Raw genomic sequence first — 23,369 nt, 5'->3', positions numbered from 1 at the left:
CTTACTTCGCCCTGAACTGGGCGTAGTTGGTCGCCTCGCCCTGCATGCCGATCCACAGGATGCCGTCGATGTCCTCGTCGGTCAGATCGTAATCGTAAAGTGTCTTGTATGCCTTTTTCATCTCGCCGCGCAGGTCGTACTGGAAGATGTCGGGGTGCAGGAGATTGGCGAGCCACATCCAGGTCAGCGGGCTTTCCTGGTTCGGCGGATCCCAGCGATAGCCGCCAAGCGGCATCTTGTAGACGCGCTTTTCCTGGGCGGCCTTGGTCAGCGACAGGATCGGGTCGTTATAGATCCGCTCAAGGCCGAGCTTGGCCTCGAAGCTGTTCAAGAGAATGATGTCCGGGTTCCACTCGGCAATCTGCTCGGGGCTGATCGTCGTGCCCTGGCCCTGGACATCGGCCGAGGCGGAGGTTGCGCCGGCCAGATTGATGTAGAAGGCGTTGTAATTGCCCTTGTCGCCGGAGGCGGTCAGGCCTTCGAGCGCACGGCCGAGATAGAGGATTCTCGGCTTCTTCTCGGCCGGAATGTCCTTCGATTTGGCGGCCATTTCGGCGGCCACCTGGTCGCGCCAGCCGTTGATCATCTCCGCCCGCTCGGGCTTGCCCATCGCGGTCGCCACCATGGCCTGGTACTGTTTGGTCTTTTCTTCCGTGCCGTAGGAAATCAGAAGCGCGGTCAGGCCGGCATTGACGATCGGGTCGACCAAGTCCGGGCCGCGATCGGCCCATTGGATGACCAGTTCGGGATTGGTGGCCGCCAGTTCCTCGACGTTGGGAATGAAGTTCGGCGCGGTGATGTCGGACGGGATGTCCTTGGCCTCGGGAAAGATCTTGCCCAGCACGCCTTCAACGATGGCCGACTTGGCCGTCGGGTTCATGCCGACCAGTTTCGAGGTTCCGCCGTCCATCGCGATGATCGTCGAGGCCATCGGGATCGGGATAGAGGCGATCCGCTCGACGGGCTTTGCCAACGTGACGGTGCGGTTTTCATGATCGATGATGGTGATCGGATCGGCGATTGCGGCTAGAGGCTGAGTGAAAACCAATGCGACTGTGATCGCGAGCTCTCTCGGTCTGAAAAGCATGAAAAAACCCTCAAAATATTCAGTGACGCACATCAAATCGTAAATATGATTTATTTTGTCAAGATAAATGCGCCGCTCGTGGGCGGCCGAGGGGCCGGCGATTACGCAGGGATGTTTCACGTCACCACAGTCGCGTTGTTACTGTGTCCGGAGAGGAAGCTTCGCTTACGTGGTTGGGCTCGCCTTGACGGGAATCGAACTTTCGGTTCCAGTTGTTTCGGTTAAGCCTTTGATCTGCAAGCCTGCTACAGCAACTGGGCGGCGAAAGTTTATTATAGAAAATAATCACACCATTCGGCGTTCGCGAAAGAAGGTAGCTCTCACACCCCATCACTTGAAAACTCGCCCTGGAGCCCGACGACATGAAAATGTCCGGCATCAGTCATCCTCTACGAACACCTGATCGCGCTTGGAACGTATCGCCGGTAGGAGCGCCAAAATTACGCAGACCAGACCCAATCCGAGCAGCGATGCAGCGATCGGGTTTGTGACGAACACTGTCGCGTCGCCGCGGGAGATGATCATCGCCCGACGGAGATGCTCTTCGAGCAACGGCCCCAGAACGAAGCCCAGCAGAAGGGGTGCAGGTTCGCAGCCCACACGGATCAGAACGTAGCCAAGTATGCCCGAGACGATGATTGCATAGACGTCGAAGGGGTTGTTGTTAATGGAATAACATCCGATCGAGGCAAAGATGACGATGGCCGGAAACAGCATACGGTAGGGAATGGTCAGCATCTTAACCCACAGCCCGATCAGCGGCAGGTTTAGGATCACCAGCAACAGGTTACCGATCCACATCGATGCGATGATGCCCCAGAACAGCGCCGGCTGGCTGGCAATGACGTCCGGCCCCGGCGTGATCCCCTGCAGGATGAAGGCGCCAACAATGAGTGCCATGACTGGATGGGCCGGAATGCCGAGGGTAAGCAGCGGAATGAAGGACGTCTGAGCCGCTGCGTTGTTGGCGCTTTCGGGTCCCGCCACGCCTTCGATCGCTCCATGGCCAAATTCGGCCGGATTTTTCGACAGGTTCTTCTCGACCGAATAGCTGGCAAAGGACGCCAATACGTGACCGCCGCCCGGCAATACGCCGAGAAGCGAGCCAAGCGCCGTTCCCCGCAATACAGGGCCGATAATCCGCCGGAAATCGTCTTTCGTCAGCCAAAGGTTCGTGACGTGTTTCACTCCGATTTCGCGCGTGTGCTCGTTCTGAAGGTTGCGGAAGATTTCGGAGACCCCGAATATTCCAACAGCAATCGAAACAAAGTTGATCCCCTGCGACAATTCCAGGCGACCGAACGTGAAGCGCTCCTCGCCCGTATAGATGTCCTGGCCCACCGTCCCAAGCAGCAAGCCGATGACGATCATGCCCAGCGCCTTCAGGACGGAACCGTGAGCGAGTGAGATCGAAACGAGCAGCCCGAGAACGATCAGGGCAAAATATTCCGGCGCGCCAAATTCGAGCGCGATGGAGGCAAGCGGCGGAGCCGCGATCGCCAACAGCATAGTTGCCACGCATCCTGCGAAGAAGGATCCGAGCGCCGCGGTTGCCAATGCCTGGCCGGCACGCCCCTTTCGGGCCATCTGATAGCCATCGATCGCTGTGACAGCGGAAGAACTTTCCCCCGGCAGGTTGATGAGGATTGCTGTTGTGGACCCACCATACTGGGCGCCGTAGTAGATGCCCGAAAGCATGATCAGGGACGTTACCGGGGAGAATGTAAACGTGATCGGCAGAAGCATCGCGATCGTCGCTGTCGGCCCGATGCCGGGCAATACGCCAACGAGCGTGCCGAGCAGTACGCCAACGAAACACCAGACGATGTTTATCGGCGTGAGAGCCGTTTCGAAGCCAAGGGCAAGATTCGAGATCAGATCCATCATGGTGAGCACCTCATAGTCCGAAAACCGGCCCGAATGTCGGAATGGCAACTGCCAGCCCGACCTTGAAGACCAGATAGCAAAGAGTGGCGATGACGGCGGCCATCATAGCCGCCGATACCAGCGAATTTCGGCGGGACGCGAGTGCCGTCATGAACGTGCACAGCAGGACGACGGGTACGAGCCCAAGATCGCGGGCTCCGGCTGCAAAGATGGCAAGTGCCAGACAGATAAGGACGAGCCCGCGCCAGGGGACGGAACCATCGGTCGGCTCCGGCTCACTGCGCAAGCCATCAAGGCCGATGACGACGCCTAGTGCACCCAATACGAAAGCGAGAACCACCGGGAAAAAGCCCGGGCCCATCTGGGTCGCGGTCCCGAACTCATATCTTAGACCCTGCACAGCGAACGAGGCTGCGATGGCGATGAAGATGCCACCGGCAATCAGGTTTTTCCGGGTGTGCTTTTCGAGTGTAGCCATGGTCTCCTCCCCTCTGGCGTCCCCTGACGGTCCTCCCGTTCAGATGATATTCGATCCTGCGATTGCGTTGCATACGGCTTCGGTGACTTGGCTGGTGTTGGCGGTGCCACCGACGTCTGGCGTCAGGATGCCCGCTTCGGTCACGCGCTCGACGGCGCTCATCAGCCGTGCGGCGGCGTCGCGTTCACCCAGATGCTCGAGCATCTGCGCGGCAGTCCAGAAAGTGGCGATCGGGTTGGCGATACCCTTGCCGGTAATGTCGAAGGCAGATCCGTGGATCGGCTCAAACATTGATGGGAAACGGCGCTCCGGGTCGATGTTGGCCGTCGGCGCAACCCCGAGGCTGCCAGCGAGAGCACCAGCCAGATCCGACAGGATGTCGGCATGCAGATTGGTCGCCACGATCGTATCCAGCGTCTCCGGCTTCAGCGTCATGCGCACCGTCATTGCATCAACCAGCATCTTGTCCCAGGTGACATCCGGGAACTCCGTCGCCACTTCGGCCGCGATCTCGTCCCACATCACCATGCCATGCCGCTGGGCGTTCGACTTGGTGACGACAGTCAGCAGTTTGCGCGGGCGCACCTGGGCCAGCTTGAAGGCGTAGCGCATAATGCGGGTCACGCCGACGCGGGTGAAGATCGCCACTTCCGTGCCGACCTCTTCCGGAAGGCCCCTATGGGCGCGGCCGCCATGGCCGGAATACTCGCCTTCGGAATTCTCCCGCACGATGACCCAGTCGAGATCGCCTGGACCGCAATTGCGCAAGGGCGGCGTGATGCCGGGCAGGATCTTCGTCGGGCGCACATTGGCGTACTGGTCGAACCCCTGGCAGATCGGCAGGCGCAGGCCCCAGAGCGTGATATGGTCGGGAACGTCAGGGGCGCCGACCGCACCGAAAAAGATCGCATCGAACTTCTTCAGCTTGTCCAGCCCGTCGGCCGGCATCATCACGCCGTGCTTCTTGTAATAGTCCGAACCCCAGTCGAAGGTCTCGGTATGGATCTTGAAGTCACCGCTGCGCTGTTCCAGCGCCTCCAGAACCTGAAGACCCGCAGCTATAACCTCAGGACCAATCCCATCCGCAGGGATCGCTGCAATCTTGTATTCACGCATGGGAAGTTCGCTCCTGTTCAAGGGCTAGCGCTCAAGGTTCAAGCGCCGGACGCATGGCCCGTGGCCATGACGAATGATGGATCGGCGGCTTATTCTCAGCCGCCGATCAAACCGAGGTTACTTGCCGCCTTCGCTGATCAGCTTCGTCAGTCGCTCGACTTCAGACGCGAACTTCTGGTCAAGCGCCGCCGGTGTCGCCAGATCTTCCGATACCGGTGCGGTTCCAAGGCTCGCAAAACGCTCGATCACGACCGGATCCTTGAGTGCGGCGCGCAACGCTTCCGCAAGCTTGCTGCGGATGGCTTCAGGCGTTTCCTTGGGTGCCCAGAGCGCATGCCAGGCACTGAGCTCGAACCCTTGCAGGCCGCTCTCTTCCACGGTCGGAAGATCTGGCAGCACGCCAATCCGCGCCTTCGTTGTCACCGCATAAGGATGAACCTCACCGGCCTTGATCTGGGTCGTGGTGTTGGTCGTCTGGTCGCAGGCGAGGTCGATACGGCCTCCAATGAGATCGGTCATTGCGGGACCCATCCCCTTGTAAGGCACCAGAGTGATCTTGGTGCCGAGCGCGTCTTGCAGCAACCTGCCGCAGAGATCGGAAACTGCACCTGTGCCGGCGGTCCCGAAGGTGACGGCAGGCCCGTTTGCCTTCACATAGGAGAGGAGATCGGTGAACGTCTTCGGCTCGAAGTCCTTCCTGCCGACGACCGTCATCGGGACCTCGGTAATCAGCCCGACGCTCGAAAAGTCTTCGATCGGCTTGTAGGTCAGGTTCGGGTAGAGCGCAGCGAAGGTGGCCACCCCGATATGGTAGAGCAGCAACCGGTAGCCATCGGGGTCCGCCTGCGCCACTGTTGCGGCACCAAGCGAGCCGCCGGCGCCGCCCATGTTTTCGATCAGCACCTGCTGGCCAAGGGTCGTGGACATCGACTGCGCCACCAGGCGCGCCACGGTGTCACTCGGTCCACCTGCCGCTGCAGGCACCACGATTGTGATGGGTCGATCAGGATAGTTCTCCTGCGCCAGTACCATATGGCTGGACATGGCAAACAGGACACCTGTGAGGGACAACAGTACCTTTTTCATCGCGCTTTCCTCCCTGAGATCGCGAAGGATGCCTCCACATCCTTTTCCATGCTATCTTGCATGCAAGCTTACATTTATTGATGCGCGCCCGTTTGTCAAGCTCCAGGAGAGCGGCTATAACGAGCCTTGAAACAACGACAGGCAGTTCATGATCAGGACGATCGACATTCCCGGAGCCGCGCCACGCGATCCGGCCACAGAACAGAATTCAGCAAACTCCGACATCAACGGTTCGGGTCGGGTTTCTGCCGCCTATCTCGCCATCAAGGAGGCGATACGCTCCAATGCGTTTCCCCCCGGGTACCAAGCCGCAGAAATTGAAATTGCGCGTCAGCTCGGCATGAGCCGAACCCCGGTGCACGAAGCCATGGCGCGACTGCAGGAAGACGGACTGGTCCGGATACTTCCCAAGAAGGGCATCATCATCTGCGCCCTGTCTCCCGCGGACATCGAAGAAATCTACGAAGTCATCACCGCGCTCGAGGGTGCCGCGGCGGCACGGCTCGCCCGGCTGCCGATGGAGGAACGCGCGCCCGTCATCCAGCTTCTGAAGGCCGCCACAAAGCGGATGATTGAGGCATTGGCCGACAACGACCTTCCACGATGGGCTGTGGCCGACGAGGATTTTCATCAGACTCTCGTAATAGAGAGCGGAAACAGCCGCCTCATGCGGATGGCGGGGACCGTCGCCGATCAATTGCATCGCGCCCGCATGTTCACCCTCAACCTACGGCCCTTGCCGCTGCACTCGGCCGGTGAGCATGCGGAAATCATAGAAGCAATCGAGCAGGGTGATGGGGATGCGGCGAGCCGCGCCGCACGGCTGCACCGCAAACATGCTCATGACGCATTGATCCCCCTTATTGCTCGATACAATCTACGCAATCTCTAGGTTGTCGGTTGCGGCGATCTGAACGACGCGGAGATTGTTGGTGCTGCCCTGTTGCGCAAATGGAAATCCCGCCACGATGACAATGTGATCGGAGGGACTTGCCAGCTTTGCTTCCTGCACCGCCTGTTGCGCATGAATCAGCGACGCCTCATAGGTGTGGACATCTTGTGATCGCACGCCGACAACCCCCCAGAACATGTTGAGCCGGCGCGCGACTTGTTCGGACGGAGTGAGAGCCAGAATTGGCAATGCCGGTCTGGCACGCGAAATTCTGGCCGCGGTTGTTCCGCTCGATGTATAGGCCACCACAACCGGCGATCCCAGAGCCACGGCAACGTTGGCTGCTGCAGTGGCAACTGCATGCGGCGGTGATTGAGCGACATCGGGTTCCGTTGCCTCAAGGATCGGCCGGTAGTGCTTGTGCTTCTCCGTCTTCTCGATGATCCGGTTCATAATTTCGACCGCCTCCACCGGGTAGGCGCCTGTTGCGGTCTCGGCGGAAAGCATGACGGCATCTGCCCCATCATAGATGGCACCGGCAACGTCCGAGGCTTCAGCGCGCGTCGGCGTTGGCGAACTCACCATCGAGTCGAGCATCTGTGTGGCGACAATCACGGGCTTGGCCGCTAGCCGGCATGCACGGATGATTTCCTTCTGCTTGCCCGGAACGTCCTCCGGCGGGATCTCCACGCCGAGATCACCTCGCGCAACCATGACGCTGTCCGAAAGCCTGACAATATCCTCGATGTCATCGAGGGCAGACGGCTTCTCGATCTTGGCAATGAGGCCAGCCCTGTCTCCAACGAGGGACCGGGCTTCGATCATGTCGCGTGCCCGCTGAACGAAAGAAAGTGCGACCCAGTCGACGCCAAGCTCGAGCCCGAATTCCAGGTCCTCACGATCTTTCGCCGTGAGCGGGGAAATGTCCAGGACAGCGCCGGGCACGTTGACACCCTTGCGGTTCGACAAGGCGCCTCCATTGAGGACCTCGCAAACAAGCCGCCCGTCCATCACCTCCATGATCCGGACTTTTATTCTACCGTCGTCGATCAGGAGGTCCATTCCGGGCACCGCCACCTCGAAGATTTCCCGATGAGGTAGCGGAATATCGTTCATTCCTTCACCACCCTCACGGCCAAGGATAAATCCGATGGTGGATCCACGTGCGAGTTCGAGCCTGCCATGTGCCAGAACTCCGATCCGGATCTTCGGACCCTGAAGATCCTGCAGCACGGCGATAGCAGCATCATGCTCCTGCTCGAGAGCTCGGATGTTCCTATAGACTTCCGCGTGATCGGCCCGGGCACCATGGCTGAAATTCAGGCGGAACGTATCGACACCGGCGAGAAACAGTGAGCAAAGCATGTCGGGCGAACTTGACGCCGGTCCGACCGTCGCGACGATCTTTGATCGCCGGTTGTTGCGTATGAACATGTCCAAACCTAACCTATGAGAATTGCGCGGATGTCGTTGACGTTCGTAAGCGTTGGGCCTGTGACCACCAGGTCGCCGATGGCCTTGAAGGCCGTGTAACTATCATGGGCAGACAAGGTCGCCCGTGGATCGATACCAGCATCGCGCATTCGGATAAGACTGTCCGGCGCGACCAGCGCACCGGCAGCATCCTCGACACCGTCGATACCATCAGTATCACCGGCGATGGCCCAGATGCCGGAAGCTCCCTTAAGGGCAACCGCAAGGCTTAGAAGGAATTCCGTATTTCTTCCACCTCGCCCGTCGGTCATGCCACCAAGGGAAACAGTGCCCTCACCACCGGACAGGATGATGGCAGGTGCTGCTACAGGCAGGCCCTTGTCGCGCGCGGATAGCGCGATGCCCGCCATGACACGCCCCATTTCGCGAGCCTCACCTTCCAGGGCATCTCCGAGGATCAGTGGACACAAACCGGCTTCCAGCGCGGCCGCGGCGGCCGCTTCGAGCGCTATCGAGGGGGCAGCAACCAGCCGAATCTCGCCTGCAACCTCCCCTGCCTTCGGCGTCTCGTTGCCTTGCGCCAACACTGCGCGCGCAGAATCGGGCAGGTCAATGCCGTAGCGGGCGACGATGGCTGCTGCATCTGCCAAAGTGGTAGGATCCGCGACCGTTGGACCCGAGGCAATCTCCGATGGATCGTCACCCGGCACGTCAGAGATGACCAGTGTCACCAGTTTTGCCGGCAGTGCTGCGCGGGCCAGATGTCCTCCCTTGATAGTGGATAGATGCTTGCGGACGGTATTCATCTCGGAGATGGTGGCACCGCTGGCAAGCAGCGCCTGATTGACCGCCCTTTTGTCGGCCAAAGTCATCTCGCCCGCAGGCGAGACAAGCAATGACGAACCGCCGCCGGAGATGAGAGCCACCACGAGATCGTCCGGACCAAGGCCCTGAACCGCAGCGAAAATCTTCTCTGCAGCCTTGATGCTCAACTCATCCGGGACGGGGTGGGAGGCCTCCAGGATTTCGATGCGTCCCGCCGGAACGGCGTGGCCGTAGCGAGTGACCACGATGCCCGAGAGATCGACATCGGGCCAGGCGGCGTCGACCGCAGCCGCCATCGCAGCCGACGCCTTGCCCGCTCCCACCACAACGCAGCGACCTCTGGGACGCTCTGGGAGGTTGTTGACAACAGCTATTTTCGGATCCGCGCTGGCAACGGCTGCGTCGAAAATTCGACGCAGCACCTGGCGAGCGGACACATCGTTCCAGGTCATTCTGCAGCGGCCATCTTCAAGATATTCGATCCTGCGATTGCGTTGCATACGGCTTCGGTGACTTGGCTGGTGTTGGCGGTGCCACCGACGTCTGGCGTCAGGATGCCCGCTTCGGTCACGCGCTCGACGGCGCTCATCAGCCGTGCGGCGGCGTCGCGTTCACCCAGATGCTCGAGCATCTGCGCGGCAGTCCAGAAAGTGGCGATCGGGTTGGCGATACCCTTGCCGGTAATGTCGAAGGCAGATCCGTGGATCGGCTCAAACATTGATGGGAAACGGCGCTCCGGGTCGATGTTGGCCGTCGGCGCAACCCCGAGGCTGCCAGCGAGAGCACCAGCCAGATCCGACAGGATGTCGGCATGCAGATTGGTCGCCACGATCGTATCCAGCGTCTCCGGCTTCAGCGTCATGCGCACCGTCATTGCATCAACCAGCATCTTGTCCCAGGTGACATCCGGGAACTCCGTCGCCACTTCGGCCGCGATCTCGTCCCACATCACCATGCCATGCCGCTGGGCGTTCGACTTGGTGACGACAGTCAGCAGTTTGCGCGGGCGCACCTGGGCCAGCTTGAAGGCGTAGCGCATAATGCGGGTCACGCCGACGCGGGTGAAGATCGCCACTTCCGTGCCGACCTCTTCCGGAAGGCCCCTATGGGCGCGGCCGCCATGGCCGGAATACTCGCCTTCGGAATTCTCCCGCACGATGACCCAGTCGAGATCGCCTGGACCGCAATTGCGCAAGGGCGGCGTGATGCCGGGCAGGATCTTCGTCGGGCGCACATTGGCGTACTGGTCGAACCCCTGGCAGATCGGCAGGCGCAGGCCCCAGAGCGTGATATGGTCGGGAACGTCAGGGGCGCCGACCGCACCGAAAAAGATCGCATCGAACTTCTTCAGCTTGTCCAGCCCGTCGGCCGGCATCATCACGCCGTGCTTCTTGTAATAGTCAGAACCCCAGTCGAAGGTTTCGGTATGGATCTTGAAGTCACCGCTGCGCTGTTCCAGCGCCTCCAGAACCTGAAGACCCGCAGCTATAACCTCAGGACCAATCCCATCCGCAGGGATCGCTGCAATCTTGTATTCACGCATGTCTTTTCTCCACTTTGAGATTTAACGATGTTGGACCGGGGCGACTTTGCCCCCGCTTTCCGGTGCGGTACGCGACAACACGAGCGTCACGATCGCGGATACGACCAGCAGGCCGGCGACGAAGTAGAGCCCGCCCGCAAAGCTGCCCGTAGTGTCTTTGATCCAGCCGATCATCGAGGGACCAACGAAGCCGCCCAGGTTACCGATCGAGTTGATGGTAGCGATACCGGCTGCGGCCGCTGGTCCTGACAGGAAGAGCGTGGGCATGCTCCAAAGCGGCGGCTTCGAGCAGCTGATGCCGATGTTAACCAGCGTTAGCGCAATAAGGACGGTGAAGACGCTTGTCGCACCCGTGGCAAAGGCAAGCCCGACGGCGGCAAGCAGACACGCGCCAACCACATGCCAGGTCCGTTCACCGGTCTTGTCGGAATGACGCGCCCAGAGAACCATTGCAACAACTGCGAAAATGCCCGGTACCGCGTTGATAAAGCCGACCTGAAGGGACGATAGGCCGAACTCCTTGATGATCTGCGGCGCCCAGATGCCGAGGGTGTAAAGGCCGGCGGACGTACCGAAATAGACAAGGGCGAGCGCGATAACCCGAATGTCAGCGAGCCCTGCAAGAATGCTGTGGCTGGCCTTGCCCTTTGCGGCCTGCTCAGCGTTCATCGTCTTCACAAGCCAGTTGCGCTCATCTTCCGAGAGCCACTTGGCTTTTTCCGGACGGTCGGTGAGGTAAAAGAGGACGACGACGCCGAGGATGACCGCAGGAGCGGCTTCAATCAGGAACATCCACTGCCAGCCGGCAAGACCGAGGAAACCATGCATCTCCATGAGCGCTCCGGAGATCGGCGAACCGAGGACGGTCGAAAGCGGGGCTGCGGCCATGAAAATCGCTGTCACTGCCGCACGGCGGCGAGCCGGAAACCAGAAGCTCAGGTAAAGGATAATCCCCGGGAAAAAGCCCGCCTCGGCAACGCCGAGAAGGAAGCGTAACGCATAGAAACTTGTTGTTCCCTGTACGAACGCCATGAGGCCGGACACGATCCCCCAGGTGATCATGACGCGGGCAATCCAGATGCGCGCACCGACTTTGTTGAGAATGAGGTTGGACGGAACTTCGAACAGGAAGTAGCCGACGAAGAAGATGCCTGCTCCGATACCGAAGACAGTCGAGGAAAATCCAAGGTCCTCGTTCATGGTCAGTGCGGCGAAACCGATATTCACCCGGTCCAGGAACGCTACAAAATAAAGCAGCATGATAAATGGCACGATGCGCAGAGTGATTTTGCGCAGAACGCGCGTCTCCAGGTCGCTGTTCATAGCGAACTCCTCCCAATGATCCGTTGGGCGCACCTCCTGCGCCTTCGGGAAAGACGTTAATTCGTACTTTCCTCCCAAGCCACAATGCTTTAATTATATAATTAAATGATATAAATGCATGTCATGGAACTGGAACAACTAAAATGCTTCGTCGCTGCGGCCGAAGAACTGCATTTCGGTAGGGCTGCACAGAAAATGGGAATGCTACCGGCATCGCTGGGACGGCATTTAAGACTGTTGGAGGAGTCCCTCGGCACTCGCCTCATGTCCCGGACAACCCGAAGTGTCGCCCTGACCGAAGATGGAGTCGCCCTGCTGGAGGAGGTGAGGCCCCTTCTCCATCGTCTCCAGACACTTGCGGAAGAGTTTCGATCAAGGAAAACTCAGCAGACGACCGTGCTCCGCATAGGTGCGATAGACAGCGCTGCAGCAGGTCTTATACCGCCGCTGCTGCATGATTTTCGGGAGCGATGCCCTGGGATCAAAACTCAGCTCGTCGAAGACAAGTCGATACGTCTCATTCCAAAACTGATTGCCGGGCGTCTGGATATCATCTTCATTCGACCTCGAGACGGACTAAACCGGAACCTGGTTATTCGCACCCTCACGCACGAAACACCCGTTATTGCACTGCCCGTCACGCATCCGCTCGCGGGTCGCGAGCGGATCTCCGTCGATGAACTGCGCGACGAGGCCCTCATCGTGCCAGAGCGCCGCTCTCGTCCCCACAGCTATGACCTGACCATGAAACTCTTCGAGGACGCCGGACTACACCCGCGCATCGCCCAGATTGCTGACGAGAAACAAACGATTATCAACCTCGTTGCGGCAGGAATCGGATCCGCCATCGTCCCCCGCTGGACCGCGAAACTCGCGGTATCCGGGGTGACTTTCGTTCCCCTCATGACGGTTGGCGGCATTTCACTCCGGAAACTGCCTCTTGCCGCAGCCTGGGCAAAAGCTGTTCGTGATCCCGGACGCGACCAGTTGCTGGAACTTCTCGACACAAATATCGACCGATATGCCGAGCAGGCGTAGGCTCGCCCGCCCCTCCGTACCATCCGTCTGCACCTGATAGAGAGGCGGGCACCAGCATCTTGTTCCTCTTCGTCTTGAGCGGGTTTGAACCAGCGTTCTACCAATCATGGGCGTGCTAAATCATTGATAAAATCAGGACCGCACGTTTGGTGCTAACAGTAATCGTTCGACCGGACATCCCTCAATAGTCGCCGCGCACCCTGCCCTCCGCGATGTCAGGCCGCCTCGCCTCGAAGCCGTATCGCGTCCTTGGATGGAGGCAATCCAAAGTGTCGGGCATATTCCCGGCTGAACTGGTTCGGGCTTTCATATCCAACACCGAACGCCACTGATGTCGCGTTTCCCTCTCCAGACATGAGAAGTGTCCGCGCATGCAATAGTCGCACCTGCTTCTGGTACTGGATCGGGCTGAGCGCCGTGACCGCCTTGAAGTGACGATGGAAGGCTGAGATGCTGAGGGAGGCCATCTCGGCAAGCGCCTCGACCCTGAGAGGCTTGGCAAAGTTCTCGCGGATCCAATGGATGGCAACGCCGATCCGCGAGATGGCGGCATCAGGTGCTGCGATATCACGAAGCATCCAGCCGAGCGGACCCTGCAGCACCCGGAACAATATCTCCCGTTCATAGGCGGGTGCCAGCACTGCAATCTCGTCCGGACGGTCCATCAGGCGCAGCATGCGCACCCAGGCATCGAGAAGCTCTTCGCCAACTGGCGCAACCGAGAAACCCGATCCGAACAGCTTGCTGCAGACCTGCACCGGCAAGTCGCTGATGAGAGCGGCGACTGTCGGCGGGTGGAGCGTCAGGCTGACCGCAAGATAGGGTTCGCCCGCCACCGAAGGATGCACTGATCCCACCGCTGGAAGGTCGACTGACATGACGAAATACGTCGCAGGATCATAGGCGAAGGTCCGTTCACCGACCGTCATCGTCTTCGATCCGGTCAGGATCAGGTTGATCATCGGCTCGTAGACGGCTGACAGCCGATGTTCGGGGATCTCGCCCTGAACCATTGCCACGCGCGGGATGCCTGTCTCGGTACGGCGGTTTTCCGCGGACGAGGCCAGTCCGCGCAGTTCCTGAAGTTGCTTTTCCATGAGAGCGACCGTGACAGAATAGGGGCCAGTCGGCAACGGCAAAGCAGGAATAGGCAAGCTTTAAAGAGAATTGGGTGAGCGCGGGAGAGCATGCGGGCTTAGCTTGAGATCACACCGAACAGGGAAGGAATGCCCATGAAGATCGTCATCGTCACCGGCAGCAGTCGGGGCCTTGGAGCCAGCACCGCCGTCGAATGCGCCCGCAGCGGCCTGGGCGTCGTCGTCACCTATAACAAGAATGCCGGCAAGGCGGACGAGGTCGTGAAGACGATCGTCGAGGGCGGCGGCAAGGCCGTAGCGCTGAAGCTCGACGTCGGCGATGTCGGCTCGTTCCCGGCGTTTCGAGATGCGCTTGCCGAGAAGCTGGAGATCCTCTGGGGGCGTAGCGACTTCGACTATCTCGTCAACAATGCGGGATACGGTCTCTACAGTCCGATTGCCACGGTGACGCAAGAGCAGTTCGACGGCTTGTTCAATGTCCATCTCAAAGGGCCGTTCTTCCTGACCCAGATCCTGCTGCCGCTGATGGCGGATGGCGGCCAGATCGTCAACATCACCAGCGCCACCTCGCGCGTGGCGACGGCCGGTGTCGCACCCTATGCCGCGTTCAAGGGTGGCCTCGAAGTCCTGACCCGCTACTTGGCCAAGGAATTCGGCGAGCGGCGCATCCGGGCGAACTCGATCGCACCCGGCGCGATCCGCACCGAACTCGGCGGCGGGCTGAACGATGAATTCGAGGCAATGCTCGCGGGCCAGACGGCACTCGGCCGCGTTGGCGAGCCGGAAGAGATCGGCGGGGTCGTCGCCAGCCTCCTGTCCGGGCCGAACCGCTGGATCAATGCCCAGAATATCGAAGTTGCGGGTGGCTACATCATCTAGCGAAGGAGGGCACCATGCTTGATCATGTCTTCATTTCCGTCAGCGATATCGCCCGGTCCATCGCGTTCTACGAGGCAGCGCTCGACCCTCTCGGGATTGTTCACGTCCATGACTACGATGGAAAGGATGGCCCTCGCGGTCATCCAGATCTGAAGGGGTTTGGCGCGAATGGCAGAGTGTTCTTCTGGCTCCGCGAAGGCGTGGTCGAGGGACGCGCCGCACATATCGGCTTCGTCGCCAACAGCAAGGCTCAGGTCGACGCCGCCTTTTCCGCCGCGATGTCGGTGGGCGCATCGCAAATCCATCCGCCCGGAGCACAGCTCCACTACGACCCACGCTACTACGCCGCGCAGATGCGCGACCCCGACGGCTACAGCCTCGAATTCGTCTACAAGGAATGGCAGCACTGACATGACAAAACTGATGATCTATGGCGCGACCGGCTATACCGGCCGCATGGCGGCAGAACATGCGAAGACGGCAGGCACGCCTCTCGTTCTGGCTGGCCGCAACGAAGCGGCCCTCTTCAAACTCGCATCCGAACTTGGGGTGGACTATCGCGTCTTCAGTCTCGACGAACCGGCTGAGGTCGACAGGGGCCTCGCAGGCATCACCGTCCTCCTGAACTGCGCCGGACCATTCATGCGCACCGCCGAGCCACTGATGACGGCAGCGATCCGCTCCGGCGTTCATTACCTCGACACCGCGGCCGAACTCGACAGCTACCGTCTGGCGGAAGTGCTCGACGATCAGGCTAAGGCCGCGGGTATCATGCTCATGCCCGGCGGTGGCGGAAGTGTCGCGATGCTCGGCAGTCTCGCCGGACATGCCGCTGCACGCGTCGCGAAACCGTTCGGGATCCGGGTTGCCCTGCATGTTGCAGGCGGACTGTCGCGCGGGTCGGCGATCACCGCCATGGAGAATGTTACGACCGAGACCCTGGCCCGCGTCGACGGCCAGCTCGTCGCCATCCCGGCGACCGGCATCCGCAAGTTCGACTTCGGCAAGGGCGCGGTCGACTGCTTCCCTGTGACGCTACCCGACCTTATCACCATCGCTCGGGCCACAGGTGTCGCTGACATCGAGACCTTCGTGCATGTCACCGGCGACGGTTTTCCGCAGGGCGATCTCTCGGCTCTCCCGGACGGCCCGAGCGAAGCGGAGCGTCTGGCCAACCGCTACCAGGCAGCCGTCGAAATCACCGACACGGATGGAACAATCACCCGGTCTGTTCTCGAAACGGTCAACGGCTATACGTTCACGGCAATGGCCGCAGCCGAGGCCGGCCGTCGTGTGCTGGCAGGCGAGGCCCGTCCCGGTTTCCAGACGCCCGCGGCGCTGTTCGGGAATGGTTTCGCGCAGACCATCGCCAACACGATCATCATCGACATCTGAGGAGCCGACCATGCAAGAGATCGTCGAATCCTTCATCCGGACAGCCAATGCATTCGATGTCGAGGCAACCTTGTCCCTGTTTGCACCGGATGCGGTCATCGATGATGTCTCGGTGGGCGATGGCTTCGCGGGAACTGACGGCGTTCGCCAGTATCTCGAGCGGTTCTTCGTTGGCTACCACACCGAGACCAGGCTCTTGTCCATCGAGATGCTTGACGACCGCACATCAGATGCCCGCGTCGAATTCACCGGCAACTTCGGCCATGAGATCGGCATCCTCAAGATTGTGATCAATGCGGCCGGACTGATCGAGCGGATCGACGCCGACCTCGAATAGCGGTTCCACCCAAGCTTACCCGACCAGAACCATCGGCTCCCGCGGAGCCGAGGCCGGGAAAGGTTTGCATTCCGCAGGCCTCCGGCATGACAAGGAATACATTCATGACAACATCATACCCCCTCACGCAAGACGCTGCCGACAGGCTGGCGGTTGTCGAAGCCCTCTATCGCTTCGCAGCAGGCATCGATCTGCGCGACCAGGCGCTTCTGTCATCGTCGCTTGCCGAAAACGCCGTTTCTGATTTCAGGCCAGCCGGGGCAAAGGCGGGTTTCGAATATCCGGTTATCGAGGGCAGGGATGTCATCGTTACGGCCCTGTCGACATCGCTTCGCTCTGTCGACACGACCCACTCCGTCAGCAATCCTCGCGTCACCATTGATGGCGATACCGCCCGGATGGACGTGCTCGTGGAAGCCCAGCATGTTCTGCGTAGCGATCCATCACGATTTTACATGATGAAGAACCGCTACGATGTCGAACTGGAGAGGAGCGGTGATGTCTGGGTCATCAAGCGCAACACGGTCGACAATGTATGGCGTTCCGGAGATCCGGCCGTGCTTGCCGACATCTAGACCTAAGGGCACTGAAAAGGCGGCAGGAGCAGGCTCCTGCCGCCTTTCGCATACTCGTTTGCGCCCTTCAGACCTATTCAACTCATCTGCGGCCCAAGGAAATACACCGCAAGCTTGTTGCCATCAGGATCGCGGGTGTAGGCTGCAACAGCATGCGGTGCCCAAGGTCTTGGCCCGACCGGACCCTCATCCGGGCTTCCGAAACGCAGCGCCGCAGTATGAAAAGCAGTGACAGCAGCACTCGAAGGTGCCTGGAAGCTTATAGTGGCACCGTTTCCGAAGGTCGCCGCTTCTCCGTTGATCGGCCTCACGGCGAGGAAGGCCGGGAGGTCAATCCCCCAAGCCGATCCGCTATCGCCCATGTCCCTGAGACGGCTCCATCCCAGCGCACTCAAAACGGCATCGTAGAACTTGCGTGACCGGACGATATCGTTCGTGCCGACGGTGACATGCGTGAATGATCCTTGCATCTCAATCCTCACGGCAACAGAGAAGAAAGAACATGGCGCAGACTCTGCGGAACGCGCCCTGTCAATCGTTCCACATCACCCGAGAGGTAGTCGAGGTTATGGGCTGCAGAATGACGCTTGGTTTCCACGATCGCCTCCACGAGGTCGGTAGGTAGGTTCGCCGCGGCAAGTCCGGATCGCAGATCGCTTTCTGAAAGTGCGATGAATCCGACAGGCTTCCCGATCAGTTCGCTGACCAGAGCGGCTTTCTGTTCGCCGCTGATCCTCTCGGGTCCGCTGATCTGGTAGATGGCTCCCTCGTGCCCGTCGCCCGTCAGAACAGCCGCGGCGGATCGCGCGAGATCGTCGCGGGCCATATAGGTCACCGATTCATATCCGAGCCCGGCCAGCATGCCATGGGCGGCCGACATCTGGACTTCCTGCGCGAAGGCCTCCGCATAGAATCCAGACCGAAGGATTGTCCAGGACGATGCGTTTGCAATGAGATGCTGTTCGCCGATCCAGAAATCGCGCCCCATAGAAGGCCCATCGACCTTCCGCGTGCCCTGCAGAGAGACCACGACGACATGCTTCACCCCCGCTGCGACCGCAGCGTCTATGGCGGCACGGAACTGTGGCCCCCGCACGTTTGGCCTGAGATCGGCACTGGGAATGAGAAGCAGCCGGTCAAGCCCGGCATAGGCTTGCGAAAGGCTGTCGGGTCGATCATAGTCGCCGAACCGCCCCTCGACGTTCGCGATCACTGTATCCGGCTGGCGTGATATGCCGACGAGATCGTTTCCTCCATGCTCGACGAGATAACCGAGGACGGCTTTTCCAAGTTGCCCGTTCGCGCCGCTGACACCAATTTTCATACGCATTCTCCGACGAACATTATGTTCGTCACAAACATATGGAAATCGGGAGTATCGGCACAAGAATGCACAAATTTGTACCCTACGAACATCGATGTTCGTGGCATGGCTGGGCGAGCACCTTGAGCGACGGCAATCCAGTTCTGATTTGATCGTCACGAACTATTTGTTCGTTTGGTCGCGTGCTATCGTGACCGCCATTTGCGGTAATCAAGGAGAAGCTCGTGTCGCAACAGGACCAGCCCGGTCTGCCGAAATTCGCAGACAGCGATCATAGCCAGTGCCAGATGATTTCCAGCCTGCTTGACCGCGTTGGCGACAAGTGGACGGTGATGGTGGTCGGCGTGCTTGCCGATGGGCCAGTGCGTTTCAATGCGATCATGAGAGAGGTCGGCGGCGTGTCGCACCGCATGCTCACCCTGACGCTGCGCGGTCTTGAGCGGGACGGCATCGTGGAGAGGCGGGCTTTTCCCACGATACCTCCGAAGGTGGAATACGAGCTGACGCCCCTTGGACAATCGCTGGTCGAACCGTTGGAGCACGTGATGAACTGGGTTCGCTTGAACCAGGAGATTATCGAGAAAGCGCGTGGTGCATTCGATGCTCGACCATCGACAACGTGAGAAGGCTGGTACCGGATTAATCGCGAGATCCAGTTTTTAATGCTCTTGACAGGATTCGAACCGCCAACCTGTTGTATCTGCGCATAATTGCCCGCAGTGAGCCTCTATTACCCAAAGATTCCAGTGGTAAAATCTGCAAACGCCCGCGCCTTGGCACTCGCCAGGCGCCCGGTCGGAAATACCACCCAAAGGTTAAGTGATGGCAGCTCCCAGTCCTGGAGCAGACGGACGACCTGTCCACTCTGGAGTTCCGGCCAAAACATCCAGTCAGATGTAACAGCAAGCCCCATGTCCGCGAGCACCGCCGCGCGAAGCCCCTCGGCGGCGCTGAACCTTACACGCCCCGAGACCGCAACCGAGGCTTCCGTCCCGCCCTTCTGGAATGTCCAGCTGTTGCCGAGTTGCGTGTAGACGATCGCCTGATGGACCGCGAGATCGGCCGGTACCTTCGGGGTTCCATGTCTTTCGAGATAGGCTCTCGTTGCGATCACCGACCGACGACCTGTCGTCAGGCGTCGGGCAACGGCGGATGAGTCCGCCAGATCGCCCATGCGCAGCGCGATGTCGATGCCCTCGGAGACGAGATCGATCACCCGATCATCGAGGATGACATCGACCTCCAGTTCTGGATGTGCTGCCATGAACTCAGGCAGGCGAGGAAGAACCATCAACCTCGCAAAGGTCGTTGCCGCGCAAACCCGCAAACGCCCGGAAAGTCCTGCGCCGGCTCCCCGTGCCTCAAGTTCGGCTTCATCGGCTTCCTGAATGGCGGTCTTGGCACGTTCGAAAAACCGCAGCCCGGCATCGGTCGGCGTCAGGCCGTGCGTCGAGCGGAGAAGCAGCCGCACCTGCAGCCGATCCTCAAGCTGTGCGATCGTCTTCGATATGGCGGGCTGACCGACCCCGATGCGCCGGGCCGCCTCCGAAAACGAACCCGTCTCGACCACCCTGACAAACGCCGTCATCGCCTGCAATCGATCCATAAGCTTATTCCCCTTCGGAATAAGCATTATCGCTTCAGGCCGCCTGCCGCAATATCCCGAGAATGGGCATAACTCTCCTCACCGGCGACACACCGCCAAGGAGAGAGACATGATCGAAGTTTACGCATTCGCCACGCCCAACAGCGTCAAGGTCCCGATTGCCCTCGAAGAGATGGACCTGGCCTACGACCTGAAGCCGGTCAACGTCCGCAAGGGCGAGCAGAAGGAGGCCGGCTTCGTCGCCCTCAATGCCAATGCCAAGGTGCCGGTGCTGGTCGATGCCGATGTCGACGGCGCACCGCTGGTGCTCACCGAAAGTGCCGCCATCCTCGTTTATCTCGCTGAAAAGACCGGCAGGCTGCTGCCGGCTGGTGGCGAGGCACGGGCTCGCGTCTTCGAACAGCTGTTCTTCCACGCTTCCGGCCTCAGCCCGGCCTTCGGCAATGCCGGCTTCTTCAAGCGTTCTTCACCGGAGCCGCAGCCGGTCGCCGAAGCCCGCTTCTCGGGCGAGGCAGAGCGCATCACCGGCCTGCTCGATACTCTGCTTGCCGAGCGCCGCTTCATGGCCGGCGACGATTTCACCATCGCCGACATCGCTCATTTTGGCTGGATGTGGCGCCGCCAGTTTCCGGACGTCACCTTCGACGGCCGTCCCCATCTTGCCCGCTGGTACGACGAGGTCGCAGCACGACCGGCCGTCCGACGCGCCATCACCCGCGTCGAGGCCCTCGTTCCCGCCGTCTGACTCTTCCACAGCCTGAAACATCAGAAAACCAAAGGAGACCACCATGTCCAAATTCGAAACCTACAGGAACACCTTCGCCAATGCCCGCCTGACCCGTTCGGAAAGCGGCGTCCTCGAAGTGGCGCTGCACACCGATGGCGGCAAGCTCGTCTTCAACGGCCATACCCATGAGCAGTTCGTTGACCTGTTCCACCAGATCGGCTCGGATGCCGACAATCGAGTCGTCATCCTGACCGGCTCGGGCGACGCCTTCATGGATGCGATCAGCCCCGAAGGCTTCGATTTCTTCTCGCCGCGCGGCTACGACAAGATTTTTCGCGAGGGCAAGAAGATCCTCATGAACATCCTCGATATCGAGGTGCCGCTGATCGCCGCCCTAAACGGTCCGGTGCTGCTCCATTCTGAATATGCGCTGCTCGCCGATATCGTTCTGGCAACGCCGGAAACGGTCTTTCAGGACAAGCCGCATTTCGATTTTGGCATCGTTCCGGGTGACGGCGTTAATCTGCTCTGGCCGGAAGTGATCGGCAGCATCCGCGGCCGCTATTTCATCCTCAGCCGCCAGGTGCTCGATGCCGCGACAGCCAAGGAATGGGGCGCCGTCAACGAGGTCGTGCCTTCGGGCAAGCTGCTCGCCCGCGCCCATGAGATCGCCGAGGGCATCGCCGCCCTGCCGCCGCTGACCAGCCGCTACACCCGCATCGCGCTCACCCAGAAGCTGCGCCGGATCGTCGACGAAGGTGCCGGTTATGGCCTGGCGCTCGAAGGCATCAGCGCTGCCGAAGTCGCCCGCTCGATGGCTGCCAACGGCTGATCACGCCCCGTCCCTTGCCGGGCTTCAGCACAGATCCTGAGGTTCGGCATGCCCAACGCCTCCCATCCAATCCAATCAAAGGAGAATCCCCCTGTCCCTGCAAGCCAAACTCGACGCATTCAAGGCCGATTTCGAAGCCGGCAAACCACCCTACAACGTGCCCTATTCGGTGATCGAGACGATGCACCGCGCCACCGCCGAGCTAATCGCTTCGGGGGTGGCGGAACGCGCCCTCAAAGCCGGCGACAAGCTCCCCGCCTTCACGCTCGACGATCCGGAAGGCAACAAGGTCTCGTCGACCGACCTGCTTGCGAAAGGAGCGCTGGTCATCAGCTTCTATCGCGGCGTCTGGTGCCCCTATTGCAACATGGAACTGCAGGCGCTGCAGCAGGCCATACCGGAGTTCCAGGCGCTCGGTGCCAGCCTGGTGGCGATCTCGCCGCAGAACCCGGTCAACAGCCGCAAGTCCGTCCGCCAGAACAGCCTCGACTTCCCAATCCTGTCGGACCCGCACAATGCCGTTGCGGCCGCCTTCGGCCTGCGCTTCGAGATGCAGGATTATCTGGTCGAGCTCTACAAGTCGCTGAAGAACGACCTGCCAGCCTTCAACGGCGACCCGAGCTGGACGCTGCCGATGCCGGCCCGTTACGTTGTCGGTCAGGACGGCACGATCCTCTATGCCGAGGTCAACCCGGACTATACCCGCCGCCCCGAACCGGAAGACATGCTGCCGGCGCTGCGCCGTGCTGCAGCGGTCTCCGCTTGATCCTATCTCCACCAACAGAGCCCTGCCTCCGACGAGGCAGGGCCGCATGACATTCAGAAGGACCGTCCCATGAAAAGAACCTTCCTGATCACCGGCGCCAGCAAGGGCATCGGCCTTGCCCTGTCCACGCGCCTCATCCGCAACGGCCATCGCGTCATCGGCGTCGCACGCAATCCGACAGAACACTTCCCCGGCGAATTCCATGCCGTCGATCTTGCCGACCGCAAGGCCGGGGACCGTCTTGCCGAAATCGTCCGCGACAATGCCGTCGATGGCGTCGTCAACAATGTCGGGCTTGTCCGGGCAGCCCCGCTCGGCGCGATTGCCGTCGAGACGCTCGAGGAGGTCATGCGGGTCAACGTGCATCCGGCGCTGGTGTCCACCCAGGCAGCCCTGCCGGGCATGAAGTCGCGCCGCTGGGGGCGGATCGTCAACATCACCAGCCTGACGGTTCTCGGCAGCGTCGAGCGCACGGCCTATGCCGCGGCCAAGGCGGCGCTGGTCAGCTTCACCCGCAACTGGGCGCTCGAACTCGCGACCTCGGGCGTCACCGTCAATGCCGTATCGCCCGGTCCGACCGAGACCGAACTGTTCCGGGCCAACAATCCGGCCGGCAGCGCCGGCGAGGCCAGATATCTGGCCGGCGTGCCGATGGGACGCTTCGGCGAGCCGGACGAGATCGCCGCGACCATCGCCTTCCTGCTCTCCGAAGATGCCGCTTTCATGACCGGCCAGACGCTACATGTCGACGGCGGCGCCTCGATCGGCAAGGCCGCCTTTTAGGCTGCAGAGCATCACCCGGAAAACACCAATCGCCAAACAACCCCCAACAGGGAGACTGATTGTGAACAAGCTTTTTTCAGCCGTAAAACTCGGAACCGGCGAACTCGGCGCTTTAGGCCGCCAGTTCATCTCAAACCAGGATCTTTCCGATCGTCTGCGCAACGGTATCGCCCTGACGCCCTATGACCGCTCGACCTTCTATGGCGGCAATGCCATCGGCTACACGGTTTGGAAGCCTTATGACGAGGCCTACGTAGCGAAATGATCAACAGCGGCCCGACCGGTGCTATCCATTAACTTGGTCGGGCTGTATCAGAATTACGCTGAGTGGATCTCCCA

General features: G+C 60.4%; 26 protein-coding genes. 13 read left to right on the top strand and 13 right to left on the bottom strand.

Annotation, left to right across the window (positions count from 1 at the left end; genetic code table 11):
- Position 1: 1 nt before the first annotated feature.
- The 5 genes from FS819_RS26935 to FS819_RS26915 form a co-directional block, all read right to left on the bottom strand.
- Positions 2–1,087: an ABC transporter substrate-binding protein gene (locus FS819_RS26935; protein WP_070167313.1), complete on the bottom strand. Its 1,086-nt coding sequence runs from the start codon at positions 1,085–1,087 to the stop codon at positions 2–4.
- A gap of 378 nt (positions 1,088–1,465) precedes the next feature.
- The gene (locus FS819_RS26930) at positions 1,466–2,971 is read right to left on the bottom strand and encodes a tripartite tricarboxylate transporter permease (RefSeq protein ID WP_498724776.1); all 1,506 of its coding nucleotides are present in this window, start codon (positions 2,969–2,971) and stop codon (positions 1,466–1,468) included.
- Positions 2,972–2,984: 13 nt separating this feature from the next.
- Positions 2,985–3,452, bottom strand: coding sequence for a tripartite tricarboxylate transporter TctB family protein (locus FS819_RS26925; RefSeq protein ID WP_003551173.1), 468 nt, complete (start codon positions 3,450–3,452; stop codon positions 2,985–2,987).
- A 39-nt stretch (positions 3,453–3,491) separates the two neighbouring features.
- A complete protein-coding gene (locus tag FS819_RS26920; protein WP_156551356.1) occupies positions 3,492–4,568 on the bottom strand; it encodes a tartrate dehydrogenase in 1,077 nt (358 codons plus the stop codon).
- A gap of 117 nt (positions 4,569–4,685) precedes the next feature.
- On the bottom strand, positions 4,686–5,654 hold the full coding sequence (locus tag FS819_RS26915; protein WP_071207346.1) for a tripartite tricarboxylate transporter substrate binding protein BugD: 969 nt from the start codon (positions 5,652–5,654) through the stop codon (positions 4,686–4,688).
- A gap of 148 nt (positions 5,655–5,802) precedes the next feature.
- Between FS819_RS26915 and FS819_RS26910 the strand changes: the two genes are divergently transcribed.
- Positions 5,803–6,546: a GntR family transcriptional regulator gene (locus FS819_RS26910; protein ID WP_156551357.1), complete on the top strand. Its 744-nt coding sequence runs from the start codon at positions 5,803–5,805 to the stop codon at positions 6,544–6,546.
- Here FS819_RS26910 and pyk read toward each other — a convergent pair.
- Genes pyk through FS819_RS26890 form a run of 4 tightly spaced genes read right to left on the bottom strand, consistent with a single transcriptional unit; the run spans position 6,532 to position 11,671 of the window.
- Positions 6,532–7,980, bottom strand: a complete 1,449-nt coding sequence (gene pyk / locus FS819_RS26905; protein WP_156551358.1) for a pyruvate kinase — start codon at positions 7,978–7,980, stop codon at positions 6,532–6,534. The two genes, FS819_RS26910 and pyk, sit on opposite strands and share 15 nt — an antisense overlap.
- Positions 7,981–7,988: 8 nt before the next feature.
- A complete protein-coding gene (locus tag FS819_RS26900; RefSeq protein ID WP_498724751.1) occupies positions 7,989–9,257 on the bottom strand; it encodes a glycerate kinase type-2 family protein in 1,269 nt (422 codons plus the stop codon).
- Positions 9,254–10,348 (bottom strand): tartrate dehydrogenase, encoded by a 1,095-nt coding sequence (locus FS819_RS26895; protein WP_156551360.1) that lies wholly within the window; start codon positions 10,346–10,348, stop codon positions 9,254–9,256. The genes FS819_RS26900 and FS819_RS26895 overlap by 4 nt, the downstream gene beginning before the upstream one ends.
- A gap of 21 nt (positions 10,349–10,369) precedes the next feature.
- Positions 10,370–11,671, bottom strand: coding sequence for an MFS transporter (locus FS819_RS26890; RefSeq protein ID WP_156551361.1), 1,302 nt, complete (start codon positions 11,669–11,671; stop codon positions 10,370–10,372).
- Between the two features lie 123 nt (positions 11,672–11,794).
- Here FS819_RS26890 and FS819_RS26885 point away from each other — a divergent pair, with 123 nt between their 5' ends.
- Positions 11,795–12,709, top strand: a complete 915-nt coding sequence (locus tag FS819_RS26885) for a LysR family transcriptional regulator (protein WP_156551362.1) — start codon at positions 11,795–11,797, stop codon at positions 12,707–12,709.
- A 215-nt stretch (positions 12,710–12,924) separates the two neighbouring features.
- On the opposite strand, the gene FS819_RS26880 is transcribed toward FS819_RS26885, so the two are convergent.
- Positions 12,925–13,806, bottom strand: a complete 882-nt coding sequence (locus FS819_RS26880) for an AraC family transcriptional regulator (RefSeq protein ID WP_156551363.1) — start codon at positions 13,804–13,806, stop codon at positions 12,925–12,927.
- Positions 13,807–13,941: 135 nt separating this feature from the next.
- On the opposite strand from FS819_RS26880, the gene FS819_RS26875 reads away from it, so the two are divergent.
- The 5 genes from FS819_RS26875 to FS819_RS26855 all read left to right on the top strand — a co-directional run bounded on the left by FS819_RS26875 (position 13,942) and on the right by FS819_RS26855 (position 16,992).
- Positions 13,942–14,685: an SDR family NAD(P)-dependent oxidoreductase gene (locus tag FS819_RS26875; protein ID WP_156551364.1), complete on the top strand. Its 744-nt coding sequence runs from the start codon at positions 13,942–13,944 to the stop codon at positions 14,683–14,685.
- Between the two features lie 14 nt (positions 14,686–14,699).
- Positions 14,700–15,095: a VOC family protein gene (locus FS819_RS26870; protein WP_156551365.1), complete on the top strand. Its 396-nt coding sequence runs from the start codon at positions 14,700–14,702 to the stop codon at positions 15,093–15,095.
- A 1-nt stretch (position 15,096) separates the two neighbouring features.
- Complete coding sequence (locus tag FS819_RS26865; protein ID WP_156551366.1) at positions 15,097–16,080, top strand: saccharopine dehydrogenase family protein; 984 nt, start codon at positions 15,097–15,099, stop codon at positions 16,078–16,080.
- A 10-nt stretch (positions 16,081–16,090) separates the two neighbouring features.
- On the top strand, positions 16,091–16,417 hold the full coding sequence (locus FS819_RS26860; RefSeq protein ID WP_156551367.1) for a nuclear transport factor 2 family protein: 327 nt from the start codon (positions 16,091–16,093) through the stop codon (positions 16,415–16,417).
- A gap of 104 nt (positions 16,418–16,521) precedes the next feature.
- A complete protein-coding gene (locus FS819_RS26855; RefSeq protein WP_156551368.1) occupies positions 16,522–16,992 on the top strand; it encodes a nuclear transport factor 2 family protein in 471 nt (156 codons plus the stop codon).
- A gap of 77 nt (positions 16,993–17,069) precedes the next feature.
- Here FS819_RS26855 and FS819_RS26850 read toward each other — a convergent pair whose 3' ends face one another.
- Complete coding sequence (locus FS819_RS26850) at positions 17,070–17,462, bottom strand: VOC family protein (RefSeq protein ID WP_156551369.1); 393 nt, start codon at positions 17,460–17,462, stop codon at positions 17,070–17,072.
- An 8-nt stretch (positions 17,463–17,470) separates the two neighbouring features.
- Positions 17,471–18,316 (bottom strand): NAD(P)H-binding protein, encoded by an 846-nt coding sequence (locus tag FS819_RS26845; RefSeq protein ID WP_156551370.1) that lies wholly within the window; start codon positions 18,314–18,316, stop codon positions 17,471–17,473.
- A gap of 287 nt (positions 18,317–18,603) precedes the next feature.
- Here FS819_RS26845 and FS819_RS26840 point away from each other — a divergent pair, with 287 nt between their 5' ends.
- Complete coding sequence (locus FS819_RS26840) at positions 18,604–18,939, top strand: winged helix-turn-helix transcriptional regulator (protein WP_156551388.1); 336 nt, start codon at positions 18,604–18,606, stop codon at positions 18,937–18,939.
- A 107-nt stretch (positions 18,940–19,046) separates the two neighbouring features.
- On the opposite strand, the gene FS819_RS26835 is transcribed toward FS819_RS26840, so the two are convergent.
- The gene (locus FS819_RS26835; RefSeq protein WP_156551371.1) at positions 19,047–19,922 is read right to left on the bottom strand and encodes a LysR family transcriptional regulator; all 876 of its coding nucleotides are present in this window, start codon (positions 19,920–19,922) and stop codon (positions 19,047–19,049) included.
- A 109-nt stretch (positions 19,923–20,031) separates the two neighbouring features.
- Between FS819_RS26835 and FS819_RS26830 the strand changes: the two genes are divergently transcribed.
- The 5 genes from FS819_RS26830 (at position 20,032) to FS819_RS26810 (ending at position 23,295) form a co-directional block, all read left to right on the top strand.
- Positions 20,032–20,667 carry a glutathione S-transferase family protein gene (locus FS819_RS26830; protein WP_156551372.1) on the top strand — a complete coding sequence of 212 codons (636 nt, stop codon included), beginning with the start codon at positions 20,032–20,034 and terminating at the stop codon, positions 20,665–20,667.
- A 43-nt stretch (positions 20,668–20,710) separates the two neighbouring features.
- Complete coding sequence (locus FS819_RS26825) at positions 20,711–21,481, top strand: enoyl-CoA hydratase/isomerase family protein (protein WP_156551373.1); 771 nt, start codon at positions 20,711–20,713, stop codon at positions 21,479–21,481.
- Positions 21,482–21,572: 91 nt separating this feature from the next.
- Entirely contained in the window at positions 21,573–22,247 is a 675-nt protein-coding gene (locus FS819_RS26820) for a peroxiredoxin-like family protein (RefSeq protein ID WP_156551374.1), read from the top strand.
- A 69-nt stretch (positions 22,248–22,316) separates the two neighbouring features.
- Positions 22,317–23,030 (top strand): SDR family oxidoreductase, encoded by a 714-nt coding sequence (locus FS819_RS26815; protein WP_156551375.1) that lies wholly within the window; start codon positions 22,317–22,319, stop codon positions 23,028–23,030.
- Between the two features lie 61 nt (positions 23,031–23,091).
- Entirely contained in the window at positions 23,092–23,295 is a 204-nt protein-coding gene (locus tag FS819_RS26810; protein ID WP_197434254.1) for a hypothetical protein, read from the top strand.
- Positions 23,296–23,369: the final 74 nt, after the last annotated feature.

Origin of the sequence: Allorhizobium sp. Av2 (assembly GCF_021462805.2) — a bacterium.
Taxonomy (GTDB): Bacteria; Pseudomonadota; Alphaproteobacteria; order Rhizobiales; family Rhizobiaceae; genus Allorhizobium; species Allorhizobium vitis_G.
Note: the sequence above shows the minus strand (reverse complement) of the source record. Positions and strands in the feature narration are given on the sequence as shown.

Coding starts and splice junctions, on each gene's coding strand:
- FS819_RS26935 (WP_070167313.1), bottom strand. CDS start 1,087: ATGCTTTTCAGACCGAGAGAGCTCGCGATCACAGTCGCATTGGTTTTC.
- FS819_RS26930 (WP_498724776.1), bottom strand. CDS start 2,971: ATGGATCTGATCTCGAATCTTGCCCTTGGCTTCGAAACGGCTCTCACG.
- FS819_RS26925 (WP_003551173.1), bottom strand. CDS start 3,452: ATGGCTACACTCGAAAAGCACACCCGGAAAAACCTGATTGCCGGTGGC.
- FS819_RS26920 (WP_156551356.1), bottom strand. CDS start 4,568: ATGCGTGAATACAAGATTGCAGCGATCCCTGCGGATGGGATTGGTCCT.
- FS819_RS26915 (WP_071207346.1), bottom strand. CDS start 5,654: ATGAAAAAGGTACTGTTGTCCCTCACAGGTGTCCTGTTTGCCATGTCC.
- FS819_RS26910 (WP_156551357.1), top strand. CDS start 5,803: ATGATCAGGACGATCGACATTCCCGGAGCCGCGCCACGCGATCCGGCC.
- pyk (WP_156551358.1), bottom strand. CDS start 7,980: ATGTTCATACGCAACAACCGGCGATCAAAGATCGTCGCGACGGTCGGA.
- FS819_RS26900 (WP_498724751.1), bottom strand. CDS start 9,257: ATGACCTGGAACGATGTGTCCGCTCGCCAGGTGCTGCGTCGAATTTTC.
- FS819_RS26895 (WP_156551360.1), bottom strand. CDS start 10,348: ATGCGTGAATACAAGATTGCAGCGATCCCTGCGGATGGGATTGGTCCT.
- FS819_RS26890 (WP_156551361.1), bottom strand. CDS start 11,671: ATGAACAGCGACCTGGAGACGCGCGTTCTGCGCAAAATCACTCTGCGC.
- FS819_RS26885 (WP_156551362.1), top strand. CDS start 11,795: ATGGAACTGGAACAACTAAAATGCTTCGTCGCTGCGGCCGAAGAACTG.
- FS819_RS26880 (WP_156551363.1), bottom strand. CDS start 13,806: ATGGAAAAGCAACTTCAGGAACTGCGCGGACTGGCCTCGTCCGCGGAA.
- FS819_RS26875 (WP_156551364.1), top strand. CDS start 13,942: ATGAAGATCGTCATCGTCACCGGCAGCAGTCGGGGCCTTGGAGCCAGC.
- FS819_RS26870 (WP_156551365.1), top strand. CDS start 14,700: ATGCTTGATCATGTCTTCATTTCCGTCAGCGATATCGCCCGGTCCATC.
- FS819_RS26865 (WP_156551366.1), top strand. CDS start 15,097: ATGACAAAACTGATGATCTATGGCGCGACCGGCTATACCGGCCGCATG.
- FS819_RS26860 (WP_156551367.1), top strand. CDS start 16,091: ATGCAAGAGATCGTCGAATCCTTCATCCGGACAGCCAATGCATTCGAT.
- FS819_RS26855 (WP_156551368.1), top strand. CDS start 16,522: ATGACAACATCATACCCCCTCACGCAAGACGCTGCCGACAGGCTGGCG.
- FS819_RS26850 (WP_156551369.1), bottom strand. CDS start 17,462: ATGCAAGGATCATTCACGCATGTCACCGTCGGCACGAACGATATCGTC.
- FS819_RS26845 (WP_156551370.1), bottom strand. CDS start 18,316: ATGAAAATTGGTGTCAGCGGCGCGAACGGGCAACTTGGAAAAGCCGTC.
- FS819_RS26840 (WP_156551388.1), top strand. CDS start 18,604: ATGATTTCCAGCCTGCTTGACCGCGTTGGCGACAAGTGGACGGTGATG.
- FS819_RS26835 (WP_156551371.1), bottom strand. CDS start 19,922: ATGGATCGATTGCAGGCGATGACGGCGTTTGTCAGGGTGGTCGAGACG.
- FS819_RS26830 (WP_156551372.1), top strand. CDS start 20,032: ATGATCGAAGTTTACGCATTCGCCACGCCCAACAGCGTCAAGGTCCCG.
- FS819_RS26825 (WP_156551373.1), top strand. CDS start 20,711: ATGTCCAAATTCGAAACCTACAGGAACACCTTCGCCAATGCCCGCCTG.
- FS819_RS26815 (WP_156551375.1), top strand. CDS start 22,317: ATGAAAAGAACCTTCCTGATCACCGGCGCCAGCAAGGGCATCGGCCTT.